The sequence below is a fragment of the Pseudomonas sp. FBCC-B1565 genome, assembly GCF_059133265.1.
In genome coordinates this window covers 1888687-1910080 of record NZ_CP101438.1, presented here as the reverse complement: position 1 = coordinate 1910080, position 21394 = coordinate 1888687, and the positions used below count along the sequence as shown (strand labels likewise).

Below are 21394 nucleotides of genomic sequence, written 5' to 3'. Positions count from 1 at the left end.
AGTCGACTGACACTCCATCATCGGGGGCAAGCCCCCTCCCACATTTTTGATCTGTGGCGTTTACGCGATCGCAGTGCCATCCATCTTCTGGCGCAGGCTCAACGGGCGCATGTCGGTCCAGACTTCTTCGATATAGGCCAGGCACTCTTTCTTCAGGCCGCTCTTGCCCACGGTGCGCCAGCCTTCCGGCACGGCCTTGTAGTCGGGCCAGATGGAATACTGTTCTTCATGGTTGACCACTACCTGAAACAGGATGTCGTCGCGGTCAAATACTGAGGTCATTGCTGTTCTCCATCGCTAAAAGGCTGGCTGCGCACCGTGCGCAGCCCTGATATCTGTAGAAACGTACCAGGCTGGCAAAAAATTAGAGGCTGGCGACCGCTGCCGCCAACGCGCGACCGAAGATGTCCGCCACCCGGTCCACTTCGGCGGCAGTGATCACCAATGGCGGCAGGAAGCGCACCACACTGCCGTGCCGACCGCCCAGTTCGAGGATCAGCCCGCGCTTGAGGCATTCACGCTGCACCAGCGGCGCCAATTGGCGATGCACGGGCGGATGGCCTTGAATGTCCGGCGTGCCGTTCGGGTCGACCAGCTCCACGCCGAGCATCAACCCACGGCCCCGAATATCCCCCAGGTGCGGGAAGTCGCGCTGCAGGATGCGCAGGTGTTCACCCAGGCGCTCGCCCATGGCCGCCGCGTGGCCGGCCAGGTCGTGATCCTTGAGGTAGCGCATCACCGCCGAACCCGCCGCCATGGCCATCTGATTACCACGGAAGGTCCCGGCATGGGCGCCCGGCAGCCAGGTGTCGAGCCAGTCGCGATACACCACCACCGCCAGCGGCAAGCTGCCGCCGATGGCCTTGGACATCACCACCACATCCGGGATGATCCCGGCGTGCTCAAAGGCAAACATCTTGCCGGTGCGACCGAAACCGCTCTGGATTTCATCGACGATCAACGCCACGCCTGCCTGCTCGGTGATGCGGCGCAGGCCGCGCAGCCAGTCCAGGTCAGCCGGAATCACGCCGCCCTCGCCCTGCACCACTTCGACAATCACCGCCGCCGGCAGCAATACACCGGCCTCCGGATCATTCAGCAGGTTTTCCAAATAATGCAGGTTGACCCGCACGCCTTCCGCGCCACCCAGGCCGAACGGGCAACGGTAGTCGTAGGGGTATGGCAAAAATTGCACACCATTGCCGAGCAAGGCGCCCAGGGGTTTCTTCGGCCCCAGGCTGCCCATCAGGCTCAAGGCGCCCTGGCTCATGCCGTGGTAACCGCCCTGGAAGGACAATACGGTGCTGCGCCCGGTGGCGGTGCGTACCAACTTCAACGCAGCTTCCACCGCATCGGTGCCGGTGGGGCCGCAGAACTGGATTTTCGCTTCCCGGGCCAGCGCGGGCGGCAACAAACCGAACAAGTCCTGCACGAACTGGTCCTTGACCGGGGTGGTCAGGTCCAGCGTGTGCAGGGGCAGTTCATCGGCCAGCACCTGTTGAATAGCCTCGATCACCACCGGATGGTTATGCCCCAACGCGAGGGTGCCGGCGCCCGCCAGGCAGTCGATGAAGCTGCGCCCTTCGACGTCTTCCACGTAAATCCCCTTGGCACGCTTGAGTGCCAGGGGAATGCGCCGCGGGTAGCTGCGGGCATTGGATTCCTGCTGGCGCTGACGGGCCAGCAGCGGGGTTTCGTCGAACTGGTAAAGCGTTTCATGCACCTGGGCGTCTTCGATACGGCTGGTAGCGACTGACATTTCTCGATCCCTCAATACGCTGATGATGGTGACCAAACTGCCGATCCGCTGGCGTCTGGCCCCAAGGGGCATGCGCACGGATTTCCTGTTCTGGAAACGCACCAGCGTCGAGGGGATTTAGGGCCTTTGATCACTCAAAACCAAATGTAGGAGGGGGTTTGCCCCCGATTGCAGTGGATCAGTCACTGGTGTTGTGACTGGCAGACTGCAATCGGGAGCAAGCCCCCTCCCACATTGGAACTGCGTTCGGCGTCATAGACCGCGGTATTTTTCGTTCAGTGCATACAAAATCGCGCAGGTCTCCGCATCCAGAAACCCGCAGTAATCCCGCGCCCGAAAGTGCATCTGAAACGCCCGCGTCCTCTGTTCAAACCCTTGCCGATTCTTCGCCGGCGCATAGCCATAGCGTTGAAACGCCCGCTCCACCTCGACCTCCGGCGGCAGGCCCAGGCAAAACCGGCGCTGATACATCGCCCGCGTCGCCTCATCAAACCAGGCCCCCACCCCTGCTTCATGCAGACACCGCCAAGGCAGGCGCGGCCCCGGATCGCTCTTGCGCCCGAACGCCACGTCCGCATGCCCGAGGAGGTCGGTGGGCCCGATCTGCGGGTATCGCCCAAGAATGTCGCGAACCAGCGCAATCAATACGTCGACCTGTTCCTGCGCGTAGGCAGGAAAGCTGAACACGCCACCGTCATCCCGCGCCAGGTTGACGATCTCGATGCCAATCGAACGGCTGTTGAGGTTGTCGCGCCCCGCCCAATGACTCACCCCGGCGTGCCAGGCACGCTTGTCTTCCTCCACCAACCGGAAGACACGCAGCTCTTCATAGCCCGCCGCGCGATAGTCGGGCTCATCAGGGTCGGGCAGCAAGTAGTGGGCACTCACCCCATCCTGAGTCAGGGTACGCAGGGAGGCACCAAAAGGCGCTGCGGTGTAATGCAGGATCACCTGCCGCACGGGCTCGCCGTTGCGTTCGTTGAAGCCTCTGGCAGGGAAACTGGTATCGATGACCAACATGAGAACCGTCCTTTTCAATACAGGCCGAGTCGTTCAGCCCGTTCAAGCGCAAAAAAATTACCGCCATCCTGAAGGCTTGAACTTCAGGAGGGCGGTAACTATTTGGCACTTGAAAGAAAAGTGATCAGCAGCGCAACGGCATGCCCAGGTCGACGCGCAAACCATCCGGCCGACTGTCGAATTTCAACGAGCAGGAACAGCGTTGCACGATCGCTTGCACAATCGCCAGGCCCAGGCCACAGCCTTCGCTGTTACCGTTGCGCCAGAAGCGTTGGGTCAGGTACTGCAGGTCCTCGGCGGCAATCTGTTTGCCGTGGTCACGCACGCGGAACACCACATTATCGGCTTCGGTGAACACGCTGAGCTCCACCCGGGTGTCCGTCGGCGTGTGGCGCAACGCGTTGTCCAGCAGGTTGCGCAAGGCGGCGACAGCGAGGCCCACCGGCATCCCCACCGGGGTGGCCGAGAGGTTGTCCGGCAGGATCAGGTCGATGCGCGAGTTGTCACCGGCATTGGCATCCTGGATCGCCAGGCGCGCTACTTCTTCGGCACTGGAGTGCATGCCATCGTCAAACGACAGGTTGCCCTCCACCCGGGCCAGCAACAGCAATTGCTCCAGGGTCCGATGCAGGCGGTCGGCGCCCTCCTCGGCATGGGCCAGGGACTGGTCGCGGGCCGCGCCCTCGGTCATGCGCGCCACTTGCAGGTGGGTCTTGATCGCGGTGAGCGGGCTGCGCAGTTCGTGGGCGGCGTCACCGGTGAGGCGGCGCTCGCGCTCGATGGTCTTGGCGATGCGTTGCAACAGCTGGTTCTGGGTGTCGAGCAGCGGCTCGAGTTCGCTGGGCAACGGGTGGATCTGCAGCGGTTCAAGGGAGTCGGCACTGCGGCGCATCAAGGCGTCACGCATACGGTTGAGCGGCAGCAGGCTCTGGCCGATGCCCAGCCACAACAGGCACAGGCAGCCCAGCATCGCCACGCCCACCGGCACCGACGCTGCCAGCAGGATCGACAGGTTCAGCGCCTCGCGCTCCACTTGCCGATCGGCCGTGGTGATCAGCAGGTCACCCCGGGACAGGGTGAAACTGCGCCAGCCCACGCCATCGACGACCTGGTCGCGAAACCCGCTCTTGCGCGACTCCAACCCCTCATCCGGCGTGGTGTGGCTGCGCGCCAGGATTTCCCCGCGCAGGGAACTGACCTGGCAGGCCATGCCGCCGGGCACATTCAATTGTTCAGCGCTGAAATGCGCGCCGCCGCTGACGCTGGCCAGGCCCGGCATCTGTTCGGTCAGCCCCGCCACCATGCGTGCCGACGCCACCAGGCGTTGGTCGAGGGAGAACATCATCTGGTTGCGCAGGTCGTTGAGCATCCAGGCCGCCGCCAGGGCCCAGATCAGCACAAAGGCGGCGCCCAGCTTGAACGTCAGGCGCAGACGCAGGCTTTTCACGATGCGTCCTCGCCTCCATCGGCCGGGCCAAGGCGATACCCGAGGCCGCGCACGGTCTCGACGATGCCATTGCCCAATTTGCGCCGCAGGTGGTGGATATGCACGTTGAGCGCGTTGCTTTCCAGCTCGTCGTTGAAGCCGTAGACGCTGTCCTTGAGCTGTTCGCTGGAGAGTACCCGGCCTTTGTTGTGCAGCAGGGCTTGCAACAGCGCCTGTTCGCGACGCGACAGGTCGACGGGCTCGCCGCCCAGGAAGGTTTCGCGACTGCTGGGGTCGTAAGCCAGGCGGCCATGCTCGATCAGGTTGACGCTGCGCCCCGCCACCCGTCGCAACAGGGTTTGCAGGCGCGCGGCGAGTTCGCGCAGGTCGAAGGGTTTGAGCAGGTAGTCATCGGCGCCGGCTTGCAGGCCGTCGACGCGGTTGGTCACCGAGTCCCGCGCGGTCAGGATCAGCACCGGTATCTCCAGGCCCTGGCTGCGCTGTTGCTGCAACAACTTGAGGCCGTCTTCGTCCGGCAGGCCCAGGTCGAGCACCATGATGTCGAACGTCGCCGCCTTGAGCATCGCGCGTGCGGCACCGGCCGTGGCCACGTGTTCGACGGTGAAACCCTGGGCGGTGAGGCCGGCCACAATGCCGCTGGCGATCAGTTTGTCGTCTTCACAGACCAGTACGTGCATGGTGAACCCTTCATGAAAGATGGGGGGATTAAAGGGGCTGCGGATTAAGCGCAGATTATGCCGCTAAACACCCCACACTCAATCTAGAATAGCCGTGGTTAATCATCGGTTAATCAACGCCACACATTGTGTGCCTACTTGCATCGAACTAAGGCCTGACCATGCGGCATCTGTTTACCTTTCTGCTGGTGTTGTTCGCGGGGCTGGCCCAGGCCGCGCCGGGCAACCCGTTTGAGACCAAACCCGATTTCCTCCCGGTGGGCAAGGCCTTCACCTTTACCTCCGAACGTCTTGAAAGTGGCGAGACCCAGTTGTATTGGCAGATTGCCGACGGCTATTACCTGTACAAGCAGCGCATGAAATTCGACGGCCTGGCCGAAAAGCCCGTGCTGCCCAAAGGCGAGGCCCACACCGACGAGTTCTTCGGCGACCAGGAAGTGTATCGCCAAGGCCTGGAAGTGAAGATTCCCGCCGGCGCCACCGGCCAGGTCAAGCTGGGCTGGCAGGGCTGCGCCGACGCGGGCCTGTGCTACCCGCCGCAGTCGATCACCGTGGACCTGGGTGGCAACCCCGCCGTCGCCGCCACCGCACAAGCCCAGGACCAGAGCCTGGCCAGCGGTTTGCAACAGCGCAGCCTGGGCTGGAGCCTGTTGATATTCTTCGGCCTCGGCCTGTTACTGGCGTTTGCGCCGTGTTCGTTGCCGATGTTGCCGATTCTCGCCGGCCTGGTGGTGGGCAGTGGCGCCAGCCCGCGTCGCGGTTTTGCCTTGGCGAGCAGCTACGTGGTGTGCATGGCGTTGGTGTATGCGGCGCTGGGCGTATTGGCCGCGCTTTTGGGTGGCAACCTCGCCGCTTGGCTGCAAACACCTTGGATTCTCGGCAGCTTCGCCGCCCTCTTCGTGGTTCTTGCCCTGCCGATGTTCGGCTTCTTCGAGCTGCAACTGCCGGCCTTCCTGCGCGACCGCCTGGACAACGTCAGCCGCCAGCAAAGCGGCGGCAGCCTGGTGGGGGCAGGGATTCTTGGTGCGCTATCCGGCCTGCTGGTGGGCCCGTGCATGACCGCGCCCCTGGCCGGCGCCCTGCTGTACATCGCCCAGAGCGGCAATGCGCTGCACGGTGGCCTGATCCTGTTCGCCATGGGCATCGGCATCGGCATTCCGCTGTTGCTGCTGGTGACCGTGGGCAACCGCTTCCTGCCCAAGCCGGGCACCTGGATGAACGTGCTCAAGGGCATCTTCGGCTTCCTGTTCCTCGGCACCGCCGTGTTGATGATCCGCCCGGTGGTCGGCGAAAACCTGTGGATCGGCCTGTGGGGCGTACTCGCGCTGATCATGGCCTACTGCGGCTGGACCCTGGCCCGCGAATACGGTCTGGCCGCCAAAGTGTTTGGCGCAGGTTCCCTGGTACTGGGCCTGTGGGGCGCGGTGCTGGTGGTGGGCGCAGCGGGGGGCAGCGACGACCTGTGGCAACCGCTGAAGGTCTACAGCGGTTCACGGGTCGCCGGCGCAGCGTCCGCCCACGATGCCTTCATGACCATCAACGACCCGGCCGTGCTGCAAAGCCAGCTCGACAGCGCCAAGGCCCAAGGCCAATGGGTGTTGGTGGACTACTACGCCGACTGGTGCGTGTCGTGCAAGATCATGGAAAAACAGGTGTTCGGCAAACCCGAAGTCATGCAGGCACTCAAAGACGTACGCCTGCTGCGCCTGGACGTCACCGCCGACAACGCCGCCAGCCGCGCGCTGCTCGGCCGCTACAAAGTGCCTGGCCCACCGAGCTTCGTGTGGATCGGCCCGGACGGTGAAGAACGCCGCGCCCAACGCATCACCGGCGAAGTGGATGCCGCCGCTTTCCTGCAACGCTGGACGCAAACCCGAGACGCTCTCTGATGCTGACCCTGACCATCGGCACCTTCGCCATCGCCCTGAATCACATCCTGCTGATCAGCGCGCTGATTCTCGCCACCCTGGTGGGTTGGCGCGTGGCCAAGCGTGGTGGTGAAAACCCGGAATCGGTGCTGTTCAGCCTGTTCCTGCTGGGCATGCTCGCTGCCCGCGTCAGCTTTGTGCTGATGTACTGGAGCGACTACCGCAACGACTGGGTGCAGATGGTCGACCTGCGCGACGGCGGCTTCCTTGCCTGGCCCGGCGTGATCGCCCTGGTCCTGGGCGCTCTCGCCTACGGCTGGCGCCGCCCAGCCCTGCGCAAGCCACTGAGCGCCGGGGTGATCACCGGCCTGGTGTTCTGGGGCATGACCAGCTTGTCCCTGAGCCTGTATGACAAGGGCTCGCAGTTGCCGGAGATAACCCTGCGCAATGCCAATGGCGAGGTGGTGCAATTGGCCGACTACAAGGGCGGCCCGCTGGTGATCAACCTGTGGGCCACCTGGTGCCCGCCGTGCCGCCGCGAAATGCCGGTGCTGGAGCGTGCCCAACACCAACGTCCCGATGTGACCTTCCTGTTCGTCAACCAGGCCGAAAGCATGCAGAGCGTCAGTACCTTTCTCGCGACCCAGGGCCTGACCCTCGACAACGTGCTGTTCGACGCCAGCGGCCGCCTCGGCCAGGCCGTGGGCTCGATGGCCTTGCCGACCACCTTGTTCTACCGAGCCGATGGGCGCCTGATCAACAGCCACCTCGGCGAGTTGTCCCAGGCCAGCCTGGCCCGCGCCATGGAACCCTTCGACACCGCCCCTGAAAGGAAACCGACATGCCAAGCCTCCGCCACCTGCTGACCCTGCTGCCGCTGACACTCGCGGCCACCCTGGCCCAGGCCGAAGACTGGCCCGCACCGATCAAACAGATCGAGGCCAAGGGCGCCAAGATCCTCGGCAAATTCGACGCCCCCAGCGGCCTCACTGGCTACGCCGCCCGCTACCAGAACCGTGGCATGGCCCTGTACCTGACCGCCGACGGCAAAAGCGTGATCGCCGGCAACCTGTACGACGCCCAAGGCAACGACCTGAGCAGCGCGCCGCTGGAAAAACTGGTGTACGCACCGATGGCAAAGGAAGTCTGGGCCAAGATGGAAAAAAGCAGCTGGATCCAGGACGGCGACGTCAAGGCGCCACGCATCGTCTACCTGTTCAGCGACCCCAACTGCCCTTACTGCAACATGTTCTGGGAACAGGCGCGTCCGTGGGTAAAGGCCGGCAAAGTGCAGCTGCGCCACATCATGGTTGGCATCATCCGCGAAGACAGCCCGGGCAAATCCGCCGCGCTGTTTGCCGCCAAAGACCCGCAGAAAGCGTTGGAAGAACATGAGGCCGCCGGTAAAGGCAGCAAGTTGCAGGCGCTGGCCAAGATTCCGGCGGATATCGAGGCCAAGCTTGATAGCAACATGAAGTTGATGGATGAGCTGGAGTTGTCGGCGACGCCGGCGATTTTCTATCTGGATGACAAGGGGGGGTTGCAGCAGCAGCAAGGGGCGCCTTCGCCGGAGAAGTTGGTGAAGATACTTGGGCCGAAGTAGGCGGCGCCTTGACTGACGCCATCGGGGGCAAGCCCCACTCCCACATTAGAAATGCGCTCCAAATGTGGGAGGGGGCTTGCCCCCGATGAGGCCCTGACTGACAGCGAAAATTAAAGCCCCTCCAACTCCGCCATCAAATCACTCAACCGATCCACCTTCTCGGCACTGATCTCATTCGCCGCCAACCCCTCGATATACTCGGCCAACTCCGCCACCGTGCTGCACTCAAACATCGCCCGCAGCGGCACATCCCGCTGCAAGGTCTTCTGCACCCGCGAGGCAATCTGCGTGGCCAGCAACGAATGCCCGCCCAGTTCGAAGAAGTTGTCCTGCACCCCTACCCGCTCGACTTTCAGCACTTCGGCCCAGATGTCTGCCAAGGTGGTTTCCAGCTCATTGCGCGGTGCCAGGTAGTCCTGGCTGTGCAACTGGCCGATCTCCAGCGCCGGCAGGGCCTTGCGGTCGAGTTTGCCGTTGGCGTTGAGCGGCAGGCGGTCGAGCCACAGCCAGTGCAGCGGCACCATGTATTCCGGTAGCTCGGCGCGCAGGCGTTGCTTGATGCGGTCCAGGCGTTCGCTTGGGTTCAGTGCCTCATCCGCCGCCACCAGATAGCCGACCAGGTGCTTGCCGTTGACGCCCTCCTGCACACCCATCGCCGCGTCGCGCACTTCCGGTTGTTCGTGCAGGCGCGCTTCGATTTCACCCAGTTCGATGCGGTAACCGCGAATCTTCACCTGGTGGTCGACACGTCCGACGTATTCCAGCACACCGTCACTGCGACGGCGCGCGAGGTCGCCGGTGCGGTACAGCCGCTCGCCCGGCGCACCGAACGGATTCGGCACAAACACCGGCGCAGTGCGCAGCGGGTCACTGACATAACCGCGACCAACGCCCGTACCGGCGACGCACAACTCGCCTACCGCACCTTGGGGCACCAGCTCCAGCGCACCATCCAACAGGTACAAACGGTTGTTGTCGGTCGGCGTGCCGATCGGCAGATAGGTGCCTCGGGTCGACGCCAGGTCGACGCGATAAAACGCCACATCGTCCGAGCATTCCGCCGGGCCGTAGGCATTCACCAGCCCGATCTGCGGATAACGCTGCAACCATTGATGCGCCAGTTCCGGTGGCATCGCTTCACCGGTCGGCAACATCCAGCGCAGGCCGTCCAGGCCGATACGGTCCTGGGCCAGCATGCCCTGGATCAGCGACGGCACGCTTTCCAGCACGGTGATGCCCTGGGCCTGCACATGTTCCAACAGGCCCTGGGGATCATGCGCGATAGTGTTCGGCACGATGTCCACCCGCGCACCGAACAACGGTGCGGCGAGGAACTGCCACACAGAAATATCGAAGCTCTGCGAAGCGGTCTGCGCGATCACATCCGCGTCACTCAAGGCCAGGTACGGCACCTTGCTCAACTGGTTATTGAGCATGCCGCGCTGTTCCACCATCACGCCCTTGGGCAGGCCGGTGGAGCCCGAGGTGTAGATCACGTAGGCGAGGTTGTCCGGGCCGCTGTAGATTCCCGGGTTTTCACCACGTGCCGGTATCTCTTCCCACACCAGCAATTGGCAATCGAAGCCGTCCAGCAACTCGATGGCCTGCTCGCGGCACACCTCGGTGCACACCAGCAGCGGCGTGCGGCTCAGGTCGATGATGCTGCGCAGACGCTGGCTTGGCAGGCCTGGGTCGAGCGGCAGGTAGCCGGCACCGGCCTTGAAGCTGCCGATGATCATGCCCAGCAGGTCAAGGTTACGTTCGCCCAGCAACGCCACCGGTTGATCGAGGCCCACGCCGGCTGCAATCAGCGCATGACCCAGGCCGTTACTGCGGCGGTTCAGTTCGTCGTAGGTCCACTGCTGATCGAGGCAACTGGCGGCGATGCGCTGCGGATGCGCGGCCACCTGGTCCTCAAACAACTCGACATAGCTGCGCTCCAGCGGATAGGCGTGCTCGCTCTGGTTGCAGCCCTCCACCAGGAACTGGCGCTCCTGTTCGCCAATCAACGGCAAGTCCGCCATGTCGCCATGGAAGCCCTGCACCAGCGCCAGCAGCAGGCGCTTGAACTCGCCGAGCATGGCTTGCACGGTGGTCTCGTCGAAGTAGCGCTGGTCGTAGGACAGGTGCAGCCCCAGGTCATCCCCCGGATAGCACACGGCCGTCAGCGGGAAGTTGGTGTGGGTGCGGCCGGAGTCCGAGGTGGCATTCAGGCTTTGTGCACGGTCCAGCACCGAGACTTCCACCGGGGCGTTTTCGAACACGAACAGGCTGTCGAACAGCGGCTGGCCCTTGGGCAGTTCGCTGTGTTCCTGAATCGTCACCAGCGGCAGGTATTCGTACTCGCGCAGTTGCATATTGTTGTCGAGCAAGCCGCTCAACCACTGGCGCACGCTGCAACGCTGGTCGTCCTCGGGCAGCTTCACCCGCAGCGCGATGCTGTTGATGAACAGGCCAACGGTGCGCTGCATCTCGGGCATCTCTACCGGGCGCCCGGCCACTGTGACGCCAAACAGCACGTCACGGTCGCCACTTAAACGGCGCAATACCAGCGCCCACGCTGCCTGGGCGAAGGTATTGACCGTCAGTTGGTGAGCCTGGGCCAGCTCACGCAATTGTGCACCGTCGCGAGCGTCGAGGCGGGTGTAACAGTCGCCCACCACCATGCCACCGTGGCCGGCGTGGTCACGCAGGAACGGCCGGTCACTCGGGATTGGTGTGGTGCGCTCGAAACCTTGCAGGTTGTGCTGCCACCACTGACGTGCTTCGCTCAGGTTCTGGCGTTGCAGCCAGGCAATGTAGTCGCGATAGCGCGGCGGTGTGGCCAGTTGCGCCTCGCGCCCCTCGCCGAGGGCCATGTAGATCTCGAAGAAGTCATTCATCAGCAACGAACGGCACCAGGCATCGATGAGGATGTGGTGGTTGCTCATCATGAACCAGTAGCGCTCGGCGCCGACGCGGATCAGGCGCAGGTGGAACGGGGCCTGGTTGAGCAGATCGAAACCGGCTTCGCGCTCCTGCTTGAGCAGTGCTTGCAGGCGCGGCTCATGTTCGCTTTCCGGGTCAGCACTCCAGTCGAGGTATTCAATTGGCGTGCTGCCCGGTGCGTGGATCACTTGCAGCATGTCTTCGCCGACGTTCCAGCAGAACGAAGCGCGCAAGGCTTCGTGACGGGCGATCACCGCCTGCCAGGCCTGGGCGAAACGCTCGGGGTCGAGGGCGCTGTTGATGCGGTAGCGGTCCTGCATGTAGTAGAGGCCGGTGCCCGGCTCCAGCAGGGTGTGCAGCAACAGGCCTTCCTGCATCGGTGTCAGCGGGTAGACGTCTTCGATGACACTGGCCGGCACCGGCAGGCTGTCGAGTTGCGCCTGGGTCAGGTGCGCCAGCGGGAAGTCGGACGGCGTGAGGCCACCGGCATCGTCCTGCAGGCAATGCGCGACCAGGCTTTGCAGCTCAGCGAGATAGGCATCTGCCAGTTCACGGATGCTCTGTTGATCATGGCGTTCGCGGCTGAAGGTCCAGCGCAGCACCAGTTCGCCGCCGTACACCTGGCTGTCGATGCTCAGCTCGTTGGGCAGTGGCGCGTCCGGGTCATGGGCCAGGCCCGCGGATTCATCCAGCGGGTGGAACAGCGCATCGGCGCCGAAGCTCTGGTCGAACTGGCCGAGGTAGTTGAAGGTGACCTGCGCGCTCGGCAAGGCGGCCATGCTGTGCTTGCACACATCATCGGCCAGGTAGCGCAGCACGCCATAACCCAGGCCTTTATGCGGCACGCCGCGCAGTTGCTCCTTGATCGCCTTGATCGAATCGCCCTGCCCGGCCTGCGGGGTCAGGCGCAGCGGGTAGGCACTGGTGAACCAGCCGACGCTGCGGGTCAGGTCGATGTCATCAAACAGGCTTTCACGGCCGTGGCCTTCCAGCTGGATCAGTGCCGAAGCATGGCCAGTCCAGCGGCACAGCACACGGGCCAGGGCGGTCAGCAGCAGGTCATTGACCTGGGTGCGATAGGCACTCGGGGCCTGTTGCAGCAACTGGCGGGCGTGTTCGGCATCCAGGCGCACGCTGACGGTGTCGGCATCGCGGTTGCGCAACGAACCGTGCGGGCGAGTCACCGGCAACCCCACTTCCGGTCCGGCCAATTGGTCCTGCCAGAGGCTCAATTCTTCACGCAGGGATTCGCTGCCGGCATACGCCTGCAAACGCGCGGCCCAATCACGCAGGGCACTGGTCTTGGCCGGCAGGCTGACCGATTGGCCGTCACTCAGTTGGCGGTAGACCGTTTGCAGGTCTTCGAGCAGGACGCGCCAGGACACGCCATCCACCACCAGGTGATGGATCGCGATCAGCAGGCGTTGCTGCCCTTCGGGACCGTCCACCAGCAAGGCGCGCAGCAGCGGGCCGTGTTGCAGGTCGAGGCTGCGCTGGGTGTCGGTGAACAGCGCGGTGCACTGCGCCATATCACGCACTTGCGCCTGCATCAGCACGCCGCCTTCCGGCACGGCCAGATGCTCGGCGTGCCACCGCGCGTCGCGCTGGGAGAAGCTCAGGCGCAGTGCATCGTGGTGTTCCAGCACCGCCAGCAGCGCTTGCTCCAGACGATGGGGTTGCAGCAGTTGCAGGGGCTTGAGAACCAGCGCCTGGTTCCAATGCTGACGGTTAGGGATCTCGTTGTCGAAGAACCAGTGCTGGATCGGCGTGAGGCCCGAGCTGCCGGTGAGTACGCCTTGCTCGGCGGTGATCTGCTCGGAGCGCGAGGCCACGTCGGCCAGGGTTTGCACGGTCTGGTGCTGGAACAGGTCGCGGGGGCTGAAATGAATCCCGGCCTGCCGCGCACGGCTGACCACTTGGATCGACAGGATCGAGTCGCCACCCAGTTCAAAGAAGTTATCGTCCAGGCCGACTTGCTGCACATTCAGCACCGCACACCAGATCGCGGCCAACGTCTGCTCAAGCTCGTTGCGTGGTGCAACATAGGTCTGGCGATTCGCCTCGGGATCCGGTTGCGGCAACGCACGCCGGTCGAGTTTACCGTTGGAGGTCAGCGGCATGCTGTCGAGCACGATCAGGTGTGCGGGCACCATGTAGTCCGGCAGTTGCGCCTTGAGATGCGCCTTGAGCGCATCGCGCAATGCGCCGTGCTCGGCATCGCTGACCAGGTACGCCACCAGCTGCTTGCCACTCGGCGAATCCAGCGCCAGCACCACCGCTTCACGCACGGTTTCATGTTCCAGCAGGCGGGTTTCGATCTCGCCCAGTTCGATACGGAAGCCGCGGATCTTCACCTGATGGTCGATACGCCCCAGGTACTCCACCAGGCCATCGGCGCGTTGGCGCACCAGGTCACCGGTGCGGTACAGGCGCGCACCGTTGCTCGCAAACGGGTCCGCGACAAAACGCTCGGCGGTCATGCCCGGACGCTGGTGATAACCCTGGGCCAGGCCGGCGCCACCGACGAACAACTCGCCGGTCGCCCCTTGCGGCACCAATGCCATGTCGGCATCGAGAATATAGGCCACGCGCTCACCGATGATGCTCCCGATCGGTACGCTGGCCGCGCCCTCCTCCAATTGCTCGGGCGCGAGACTCGCCAGCGGCATCACCACGGTTTCAGTCGGGCCATAGGCGTTGAAGAACACTTGCGGCTGGAACGCGGCGCGGATGCGCTGCAAGTGTTCGCCGGTCAGCGCCTCGCCGCCGGTGATGCACATGCGTACCGGCAACGTCTGCTGCTGGGTCGCCAGCCATTGCGCCAACTGGCTGCCGTAGCTCGGCGTAAAGCCCAGGATAGTGATGCGATGGCTGCGGATCAGCCCGCAGATTTCTTCTGCATCCCACTGGCCCTGGGCCCGCAACACCACCTGCGCACCGCTGAGCAACGGCACCAACAGGCGCTCGGTGGCGGCGTCGAAGTTGATCGAATAGAAGTGCAGCTCACAGTCGTCCGGGCGCATGCCGAACCGCTCGATCACCGCCGCGCAATGCATGGCGATTTCACCGTGGGCCACCACCACGCCCTTGGGCTTGCCGGTAGAGCCGGAGGTGTAGATCAAGTACGCCTGATGGTGCGGCAGGCTGATAAACGGCAGCTCATCGGCTGGGTAGTTGGCAAGCACCGGCAAGTCATCTTCCAGGCACCAGCACGCCACGGTCGCCGGCAATTCGCCAAGGGCTTCGAACATCGCCGCGTCGCTGAGCAGCAGGCCGATGCCGCTGTCTTCAATCATGTAATGCAGGCGGTCCAGCGGGTATTCCGGGTCCAGCGGCACATAGGCGCCGCCGGCCTTGAGGATCGCCAGCAGGCCGATGACCATTTCCAGGGAACGTGGCAGTGCCAACCCCACACGCACTTGCGGGCCGACGCCACGCTCGCGCAGCATCCAGGCCAGGCGGTTGGCGCGGGCGTCCAGTTCGCGGTAGCTGAGGGTCACGCCGGCGAAGGTCAACGCGGGCGCATCGCCACGGGCTTTCGCCTGCTGACTGAACAGCGTGTGAATGCACTGATCAAGGCGGTGCTCGCCCGCTTCGACGCCCAGGCTGTCCTGCAACGCGCGCTGTTCCGTGGCGCTGAGCAACGGCAATTCGCTCAGGCGCTGCTCGGGACTGGCGATCAGCGCTTCCAACAGATTGCGCCAATGTTCCGCCATGCGCGCAATGCGCGGCTCGTCAAACAAATCGGTGCTGTAGGTCAGGCAGCAACCCAGACGATGGTCAAGGTCGGTGACTTCCAGGTTGAGGTCGAACTTGGTCGCCCGCGCATCGTTGGCCAGGTACTCGACGGTCATGCCAGCCAGTTGGCGGTTCTGCTGGAATTCCCAGCGCTGCACGTTGCACATCACCTGGAACAGTGGGTTGTAGGCCGCGCTGCGCGGCGGTTGCAGGGCTTCCACCAAGTGGTCGAAGGGCAAATCCTGATGGGATTGGCCTTCGATCACAGTGTGGCGCACCTGGTCGAACAGTTCAGCCACGTTCATCTGCCCATTGAGCTGGCAACGCAGCACCTGGGTGTTGAGGAACGCACCGATCAGCCCTTCGCTTTCCGGGCGGATGCGGTTGGCCACGGGCGCGCCGATGCGCAGGTCGGTCTGGCCGCTGTAGCGGTAGAGCAACACGGCCAGGGTGGCGGTCATGGTCATGAACAGGGTCAGGCCGTGTTCGGCGTTGAAAGCACGCACGCGGGCGGCCAGGTCATCGCTCAAATCGAAGCGGTACAACTCGCCCCGATGGCTTTGCACGGGCGGACGTGGACGGTCGCCAGGCAGTTCGAGCAGCGGATGTTCGGTGCCCAGTTGCCGAGTCCAGTAATCCAACTGGCGCTGACGTTCACCCGCTTCCATCCACTGGCGCTGCCACACGCTGTAGTCGAGGTACTGCACCGGCAACGGCGCCAGCGGCGACAGGCGTTCGTCGATAAAGGCTTCGTACAACGCGCTGAGTTCACGGGCAAAGATGTCCATGGCCCAGCCTTCGGTGACGATATGGTGCAGGGTCAACACCAGGTAATGTTCGCGCTCGGCGGCCTTGACCAGGCAGGCGCGCAGCAACGGCCCGGTTTCCAGGTTGAACGGCGTATGCGCCTCGTGATCGGCCAGTTGCTGCAAGCGCTGCTGGCGTTCGCTTTCGTCCAACGCGGAGAAGTCCTGCCAGTCCATGCGCAGGCCGGTCTGCGTCGAGACCTTCTGATAAGCCACACCGTCGATACTCGGAAAGGTGGTGCGCAGGGTTTCGTGCCGCATGATCAGCGCTTGCAACGCCGCCTCGAAACGCCCCACGTCCAGCACGCCACGCAAGCGCGCCATGCCACCGACGTTGTAGGCCGGGCTGTCCGGCTCCATCTGCCAGAGGAACCACATGCGCTGCTGGGAATAGGACAACGGCACCGGCTGGCTGCGGTCGACCTTGGCGATGGCGGTTTGTTGGTTGCGTTGCCCCGACGCCTGGATCAGCCCGACCTGTTCGGCAAAAGCGCCCAACTCGCTGGCTTCGAACAAGGTGCGCAACGGCAACTCGACGTCACACGCCTGGCGGGTGCGGGAGATGATTTGCGTAGCCAGCAGCGAGTGGCCGCCCAGGGCGAAGAAGTCATCGTGCAGGCCGATTTTCGGCAGACCAAGGACTTCGCGCCAGATCGCGGCGATCTGCTGTTGCAGCGGCGTTTCAGGCTCGACGTGCTCACGGGTTTGCCACACCGGCTCCGGCAACGCGCGGCGGTCGAGCTTGCCGCTGGGGCTCAACGGCATGGCGTCCAGGCGCATCAGCAGCGCCGGCACCATGTACTCCGGCAGTTCGGCGGCCAGGGCGCTCTTGACCTGCTGTTCGCCCAGTTCGGCATGGGCGGTGTAGTAGCCGATCAACTGGGCGTCACGCACCAGCACCACGGCCTGGGCGATGCCATCCAGGGCGAGCAGGCGCGCTTCGATTTCCTCCGGTTCCACGCGGAAACCGCGCAGCTTGACCTGCTGATCGAGACGGCCGAGGTACTCAAGCACACCGTCGGCGTTCCACCGGGCACGGTCGCCGGTGCGGTACAGGCGCGTTCCTTGGTGGTCGGCGACAAAGCGCTCAGCGGTCAACCCAGGACGGCCGAGGTAACCCCGCGCCAGGCCGATACCACCGATACACAGCTCACCCGGCACGCCAACGGGCACGGGGTTGAGCTGCTCATCCAGCACACGGCAGATCACATTGCCCAGCGGACGGCCAATCGGCGAGCGTTCGCCATCCTCGGCGCGGCAGTGCCAGTGGGTCACGTTGATTGCGGTTTCGGTCGGGCCATAGCGGTTGTGCAATTGCACCGCCGGCAACTGGGCCAACACGCGGTTGCGCAGCTCGGCAGGCAAGGCTTCGCCACCGGAGAACAGGCGGCGCAGGCTGGTGCATTCGACCACCAGCGGTTCATCGATAAACAGCTGCAACAACGGCGGCACAAAGTGCAGCGTGGTCACGCCGTGCGCCTGCACCAACTGCGCGATGCGGTGCGGGTCGCGATGCTCGCCGGGGCCGGCCAGCACCAGGCGGCAACCGGTGATCAGCGGCCAGAAGCATTCCCACACCGACACGTCAAAACTGATCGGCGCCTTTTGCATCAGCACATCGCTGGCGTCGAGTTGATAAGTGGCCTGCATCCACTGCAAGCGCTCGGCCAATGCCGCATGGGTATTGCCCACGCCTTTGGGCTGGCCGGTGGAACCGGAGGTGTAGATCACATAGGCAAGGTTATCGCCGTGCAGGTGCAGGCCGGGCGGCTGGGTCGGCCAGCTGTCGAGGTGCAGGCTGTCCATGGCGATCACGCACACGCCTTCTGCATTCGGCACTTGCTCCAGCAGGGCGGTCTGGGTCAGCAGCAGGTGGACGCCGCTGTCCTTGAGCATGTAGGCCAGGCGTTCGGCGGGGTAGTCCGGGTCGAGGGGGACATAGGCACCGCCAGACTTGATGATCGCCAGCAGGCCTATCAACAGTTGCGGCGAACGCTCGGCGGCGATGGCCACGCACACGTCCGGGCCGACGCCTTTGTCGCGCAGGTAATGGGCCAGACGGTTGGCCTGGGTGTGCAGTTGGGCGAAGGTCAGGCTGCCGCCGTCCCAGACCAGCGCGGTGCTGTCCGAGGTATGCTGGTTGAGCAGGTCGGGCAGCCACTGTTGGGCCGGCGCGCAGGGGGCTTCGTTGTAAAGCGCCTGTTCGTCGTGCTGCATCAGCATGAGGTCGCCGATGGCTTGCTGGGGCTGTTCGCAGACAGCGTGCAACAGGTTGATGTAGTGCTCGGCCAGGCGCTGGATAGTCGCGTTTTCGAACAGCTCATCGGCGTAGTCGAACGACAGGCTCAAGCGCCCGTTGCGGTCCTCTTCGGTGTGCAGTTGCAGGTCAAACTTGGCTTCACGGCTGTGCCACGGCAGCTCGTCGGCGAGCATACCCGGCAGGCGGCGCAACGCGCTCAAGTCGCGTTGCTGGTGGTTGAACATGACCTGGAACAGGCCCTGTTCGCGGGCTTGCGGGAAAGCTTCCAACAGTTGCTCGAACGGCAGGTCCTGATGGGCCTGGGCGCCCAAGGCCGTCTGGCGCGTGGCGGCCAGCAGCTCGTTGAACGGCAGGCGCCCATCCAGCTCCGCACGAAGCACTAGGGTGTTGATGAAGAAGCCGACCAGGCCTTGGGTTTCCTGGCGCGGGCGGTTGGCGTTGGGCACGCCGATGCGGATATCGCGCTGGCCGCTGTAGCGGTAGAGCAGGCTCTGGAACGCTGCCAGCAACAGCATGAAGGGCGTGGATTCGTTGGCCTGGGCGGTCTGGCGAATGGCTTCGCTGAGGCTCGCACCCAAGCGCACGCTATGGCGCGAGGCCGTATGGCGGTGGTGTGCCGAGCGCGGATGGTCGGTGGCCAGGCTCAGGCTCGGGTGTTCTTCACCCAGTTGCGTTTTCCAGTACGCCAGTTGGCGCTGGCCTTCGCCTTCGGCCAGCCATTGGCGCTGCCAACTGCCGTAGTCGGCGTAGTGCAGGGCCAGGGGCGGCAACGCCAGGGTCTGGCCCTGGGCAGCGGCGGCGTAGAGGCGTGAGAATTCATCGATAAGGATATTCAGCGACCAGCCGTCGGCGATGATGTGGTGCAGGGTCACCAACAGTTGGTGGTCTTCATCGTCCAGGCGCACCAGGGTCACCCACAGCAGCGGGCCTTTTTCCAGGTCGAACTGGGTGCGCGCTTCGTCTTCGCGGATCTGTTGCGCACGGCCTTCACGCTCGGCTGCGGGCAGGTCGCTGAGGTCGATGATCTGCAGGTCGAAATCGGCCTTGGCAGCGATCCGCTGGAAAGCCTGGCCGTCGCGTTCGTAGAAGCGCGTGCGCAGGGCTTCGTGGCGCTGGATCAACTGCTGGAAGCTTGCGCGCACCGCGTCTTCGTCCAACTCACCGCGCAGGCGCAGGGCACCAGGGATGGTGTAGGCGCTGCTCTGCGGGTCCAGTTGCCAGGTGATCCACAGGCGGTTCTGTGCCAGGGATTGGGGCAGTTCCTCGTGACGGGACAGGTGGTGGATCACGCCTTGGGCGACGCCGCCATCCTGCTGCAATTGCGCGACAGTCGCGGCAAAACCTTGCAGGGTCGGCGCTTCGAACAGCAGGCGCAGGCTCAGCTCCAGGCCAAGGGTTTCACGCAGGCGCGCGACCACTTGGGTGGCGCTGATGGAGTTACCGCCGAGCAGGAAGAAGTGGTCATCGGCCGCAACGGTCGCGACCTGCAACTGTTCGCACCAGATCGCGGCGATCTGGTTTTGCAGGTCGGATTCCAGCGCCCCAGTGCGCGCCTGCGCTTGCAGATCGGGGAACTGCGCATAGCGGTCGAGGCTGCCGTCCTTGTGACGAAGCGCACACGCCGCACGTTGCACCTTGCCGCTGGAAGTCTTCGGCAACGCGCCGGGGTTGAGCAGTACCACCACGCTCGGCGCCTCCTGGTACGCCTCGGCGACGGCCTGGCGGATCGCCTTGATCAGCGCTTCGGGCGGCAGGATTTTCTGCACGCTGCGGCTGATTTCGGCGGCAATGCCGATGCCTTCCAGGCCCTGATCATTCACCGCAAACGCGGCGACCCGGCCTTTGCGCACCACTTCGACTTCGCGTTCGATGGTCTGCTCGATGTCCTGCGGGTACAGGTTGTGGCCGCGCACGATCAGCAGGTCCTTGAGGCGGCCGGTGATGTACACCTCGCCGTCCCGGATAAACCCTAGGTCGCCAGTGCGCAGCCAGGTACGGCCGGCGTGTTGCACGAAGGTCTTGGCGGTGGCCTCGGGGTTGCGCCAGTAGCCGTGGGCGATGCTCGGGCCGCTGGCCCAGAGTTCGCCGACGTGGTTGTCGGGCAGTTCGGCGAGGCTGTGCGGGTCAGCGATCAGCACAGCGTGTTCAGGCTGGCTGGTGCCGCAACTCATGATCGCACTGCCCTGCCCCGGCTCGGCGCGGTTGGCGGCCAGGGCCTGCTCGTCGACGCGCAGCGCGGGGATGCCATGGCCACGAGTGCCACCGGCGACAAACAGGGTTGCTTCGGCCAGGCCGTAGGAGGCGAAGAAATTATTCGGGGTAAAACCACAGGCGGCGAACTTCTCGGCGAAGCGTTCCAGGGTGTCGAGGCGGATCGGTTCGGAGCCGGAATACGCCACGCGCCACTGGCTCAGGTCCAGGCGTTCCAGGGCCGAGTCGCTGACCCGCTCACTGCAGAGGCGATAGGCGAAATCCGGCCCGCCACTGATGGTGCCGCCGTATTCGCTGATCGCTTCCAGCCAGCGCAATGGCCGGCCGAGAAAGTAGGCCGGCGACATCAGTACGCACGGCACGCCACTGAAGATCGGTTGCAGCAGGCCGCCGATCAGGCCCATGTCGTGGTACAGCGGCAGCCAGCTGACGATCACGTCGTCGGGGTTTAGGTCGATGCCGAAACCGCGCCGGATCAGCACTTCGTTGGCCACCAGGTTGCCGTGGCTGACTTGCACACCCTTGGGCAGCGCGGTGGAGCCGGAGGTGTATTGCAGGAAGGCGATGTCATCGGGGTGCAGGTCGGGGGCGGTCCAGTCGCCAGCGCTCTGCAAGGTATCGACGCTCAGGACCGGCGGCGCGTTGTCGATCTGCGCCAAGCCATCGGCGAGACTGGCGATGGTCAGCAACAGGCGCGGCTCGGCATCGCTGATGATCGACAGCAGGCGCTCCTGGTGATGGCGGCGGGTGGACTCCGGCGGATACGCCGGCACCGCGATCACCCCCGCATACAGGCAACCAAAGAACGCCGCGACATAATCCGCGCCGCTGGGGAACAACAACACCGCGCGGTCGCCCAGTTCGGCATTGGCCTGCAACGCAGCGGCGATGGTGCGGGCGCGCTGGTCGAGGTCGCGGTAACTGAGCACAACGCTGTGCTCGGCGGATTCGGCGAGGAAGCGCAGGGCAACCTGGTCCGGGGTCTGCGCGGCGCGACGTTGAAGGGACTGGACCAGGGTGCGGGGAAGTTCGAAGGCGTCCATCATGGGGTTCCTGCCTGAAATCGGCTTACGGGAA

Annotated in this window: 9 protein-coding genes; 3 read left to right on the top strand and 6 right to left on the bottom strand. The window is 64.3% G+C overall.

Going from position 1 to position 21394, the window contains the following annotated elements:
- Positions 1–60: 60 nt before the first annotated feature.
- The 5 genes from NL123_RS09070 to NL123_RS09050 form a co-directional block, all read right to left on the bottom strand.
- Positions 61–282: an MbtH family protein gene (locus tag NL123_RS09070; protein WP_071492739.1), complete on the bottom strand. Its 222-nt coding sequence runs from the start codon at positions 280–282 to the stop codon at positions 61–63.
- Positions 283–364: 82 nt separating this feature from the next.
- Complete coding sequence (locus tag NL123_RS09065) at positions 365–1759, bottom strand: aspartate aminotransferase family protein (RefSeq protein WP_494357601.1); 1395 nt, start codon at positions 1757–1759, stop codon at positions 365–367.
- Between the two features lie 252 nt (positions 1760–2011).
- Complete coding sequence (locus NL123_RS09060) at positions 2012–2779, bottom strand: N-acetylmuramoyl-L-alanine amidase (RefSeq protein WP_248483351.1); 768 nt, start codon at positions 2777–2779, stop codon at positions 2012–2014.
- Positions 2780–2903: 124 nt separating this feature from the next.
- Positions 2904–4226, bottom strand: a complete 1323-nt coding sequence (locus NL123_RS09055; protein WP_248483353.1) for an ATP-binding protein — start codon at positions 4224–4226, stop codon at positions 2904–2906.
- A complete protein-coding gene (locus tag NL123_RS09050) occupies positions 4223–4903 on the bottom strand; it encodes a response regulator (RefSeq protein ID WP_028617287.1) in 681 nt (226 codons plus the stop codon). The genes NL123_RS09055 and NL123_RS09050 overlap by 4 nt, the downstream gene beginning before the upstream one ends.
- Before the next feature lie 161 nt (positions 4904–5064).
- Here NL123_RS09050 and dsbD point away from each other — a divergent pair, with 161 nt between their 5' ends.
- Genes dsbD through dsbG form a run of 3 tightly spaced genes read left to right on the top strand, consistent with a single transcriptional unit; the run spans position 5065 to position 8374 of the window.
- A complete protein-coding gene (dsbD, locus tag NL123_RS09045) occupies positions 5065–6792 on the top strand; it encodes a protein-disulfide reductase DsbD (protein ID WP_248483355.1) in 1728 nt (575 codons plus the stop codon).
- On the top strand, positions 6792–7637 hold the full coding sequence (locus NL123_RS09040; protein WP_058424658.1) for a TlpA disulfide reductase family protein: 846 nt from the start codon (positions 6792–6794) through the stop codon (positions 7635–7637). Before dsbD ends, NL123_RS09040 begins: the two co-directional genes overlap by 1 nt.
- Positions 7613–8374, top strand: a complete 762-nt coding sequence (gene dsbG / locus NL123_RS09035; protein ID WP_248483357.1) for a thiol:disulfide interchange protein DsbG — start codon at positions 7613–7615, stop codon at positions 8372–8374. The genes NL123_RS09040 and dsbG overlap by 25 nt, the downstream gene beginning before the upstream one ends.
- A 110-nt stretch (positions 8375–8484) precedes the next feature.
- Here dsbG and NL123_RS09030 read toward each other — a convergent pair whose 3' ends face one another.
- A complete protein-coding gene (locus NL123_RS09030; protein WP_494357600.1) occupies positions 8485–21363 on the bottom strand; it encodes a non-ribosomal peptide synthetase in 12879 nt (4292 codons plus the stop codon).
- Positions 21364–21394 lie beyond the last annotated feature (31 nt).

Excerpts from the sequence above, each read along its gene's own strand:
- NL123_RS09070 (WP_071492739.1), bottom strand. The coding sequence starts at position 282 with ATGACCTCAGTATTTGACCGCGACGACATCCTGTTTCAGGTAGTGGTC.
- NL123_RS09065 (WP_494357601.1), bottom strand. The coding sequence starts at position 1,759 with ATGTCAGTCGCTACCAGCCGTATCGAAGACGCCCAGGTGCATGAAACG.
- NL123_RS09060 (WP_248483351.1), bottom strand. The coding sequence starts at position 2,779 with ATGTTGGTCATCGATACCAGTTTCCCTGCCAGAGGCTTCAACGAACGC.
- NL123_RS09050 (WP_028617287.1), bottom strand. The coding sequence starts at position 4,903 with ATGCACGTACTGGTCTGTGAAGACGACAAACTGATCGCCAGCGGCATT.
- dsbD (WP_248483355.1), top strand. The coding sequence starts at position 5,065 with ATGCGGCATCTGTTTACCTTTCTGCTGGTGTTGTTCGCGGGGCTGGCC.
- NL123_RS09040 (WP_058424658.1), top strand. The coding sequence starts at position 6,792 with ATGCTGACCCTGACCATCGGCACCTTCGCCATCGCCCTGAATCACATC.
- dsbG (WP_248483357.1), top strand. The coding sequence starts at position 7,613 with ATGCCAAGCCTCCGCCACCTGCTGACCCTGCTGCCGCTGACACTCGCG.
- NL123_RS09030 (WP_494357600.1), bottom strand. The coding sequence starts at position 21,363 with ATGATGGACGCCTTCGAACTTCCCCGCACCCTGGTCCAGTCCCTTCAA.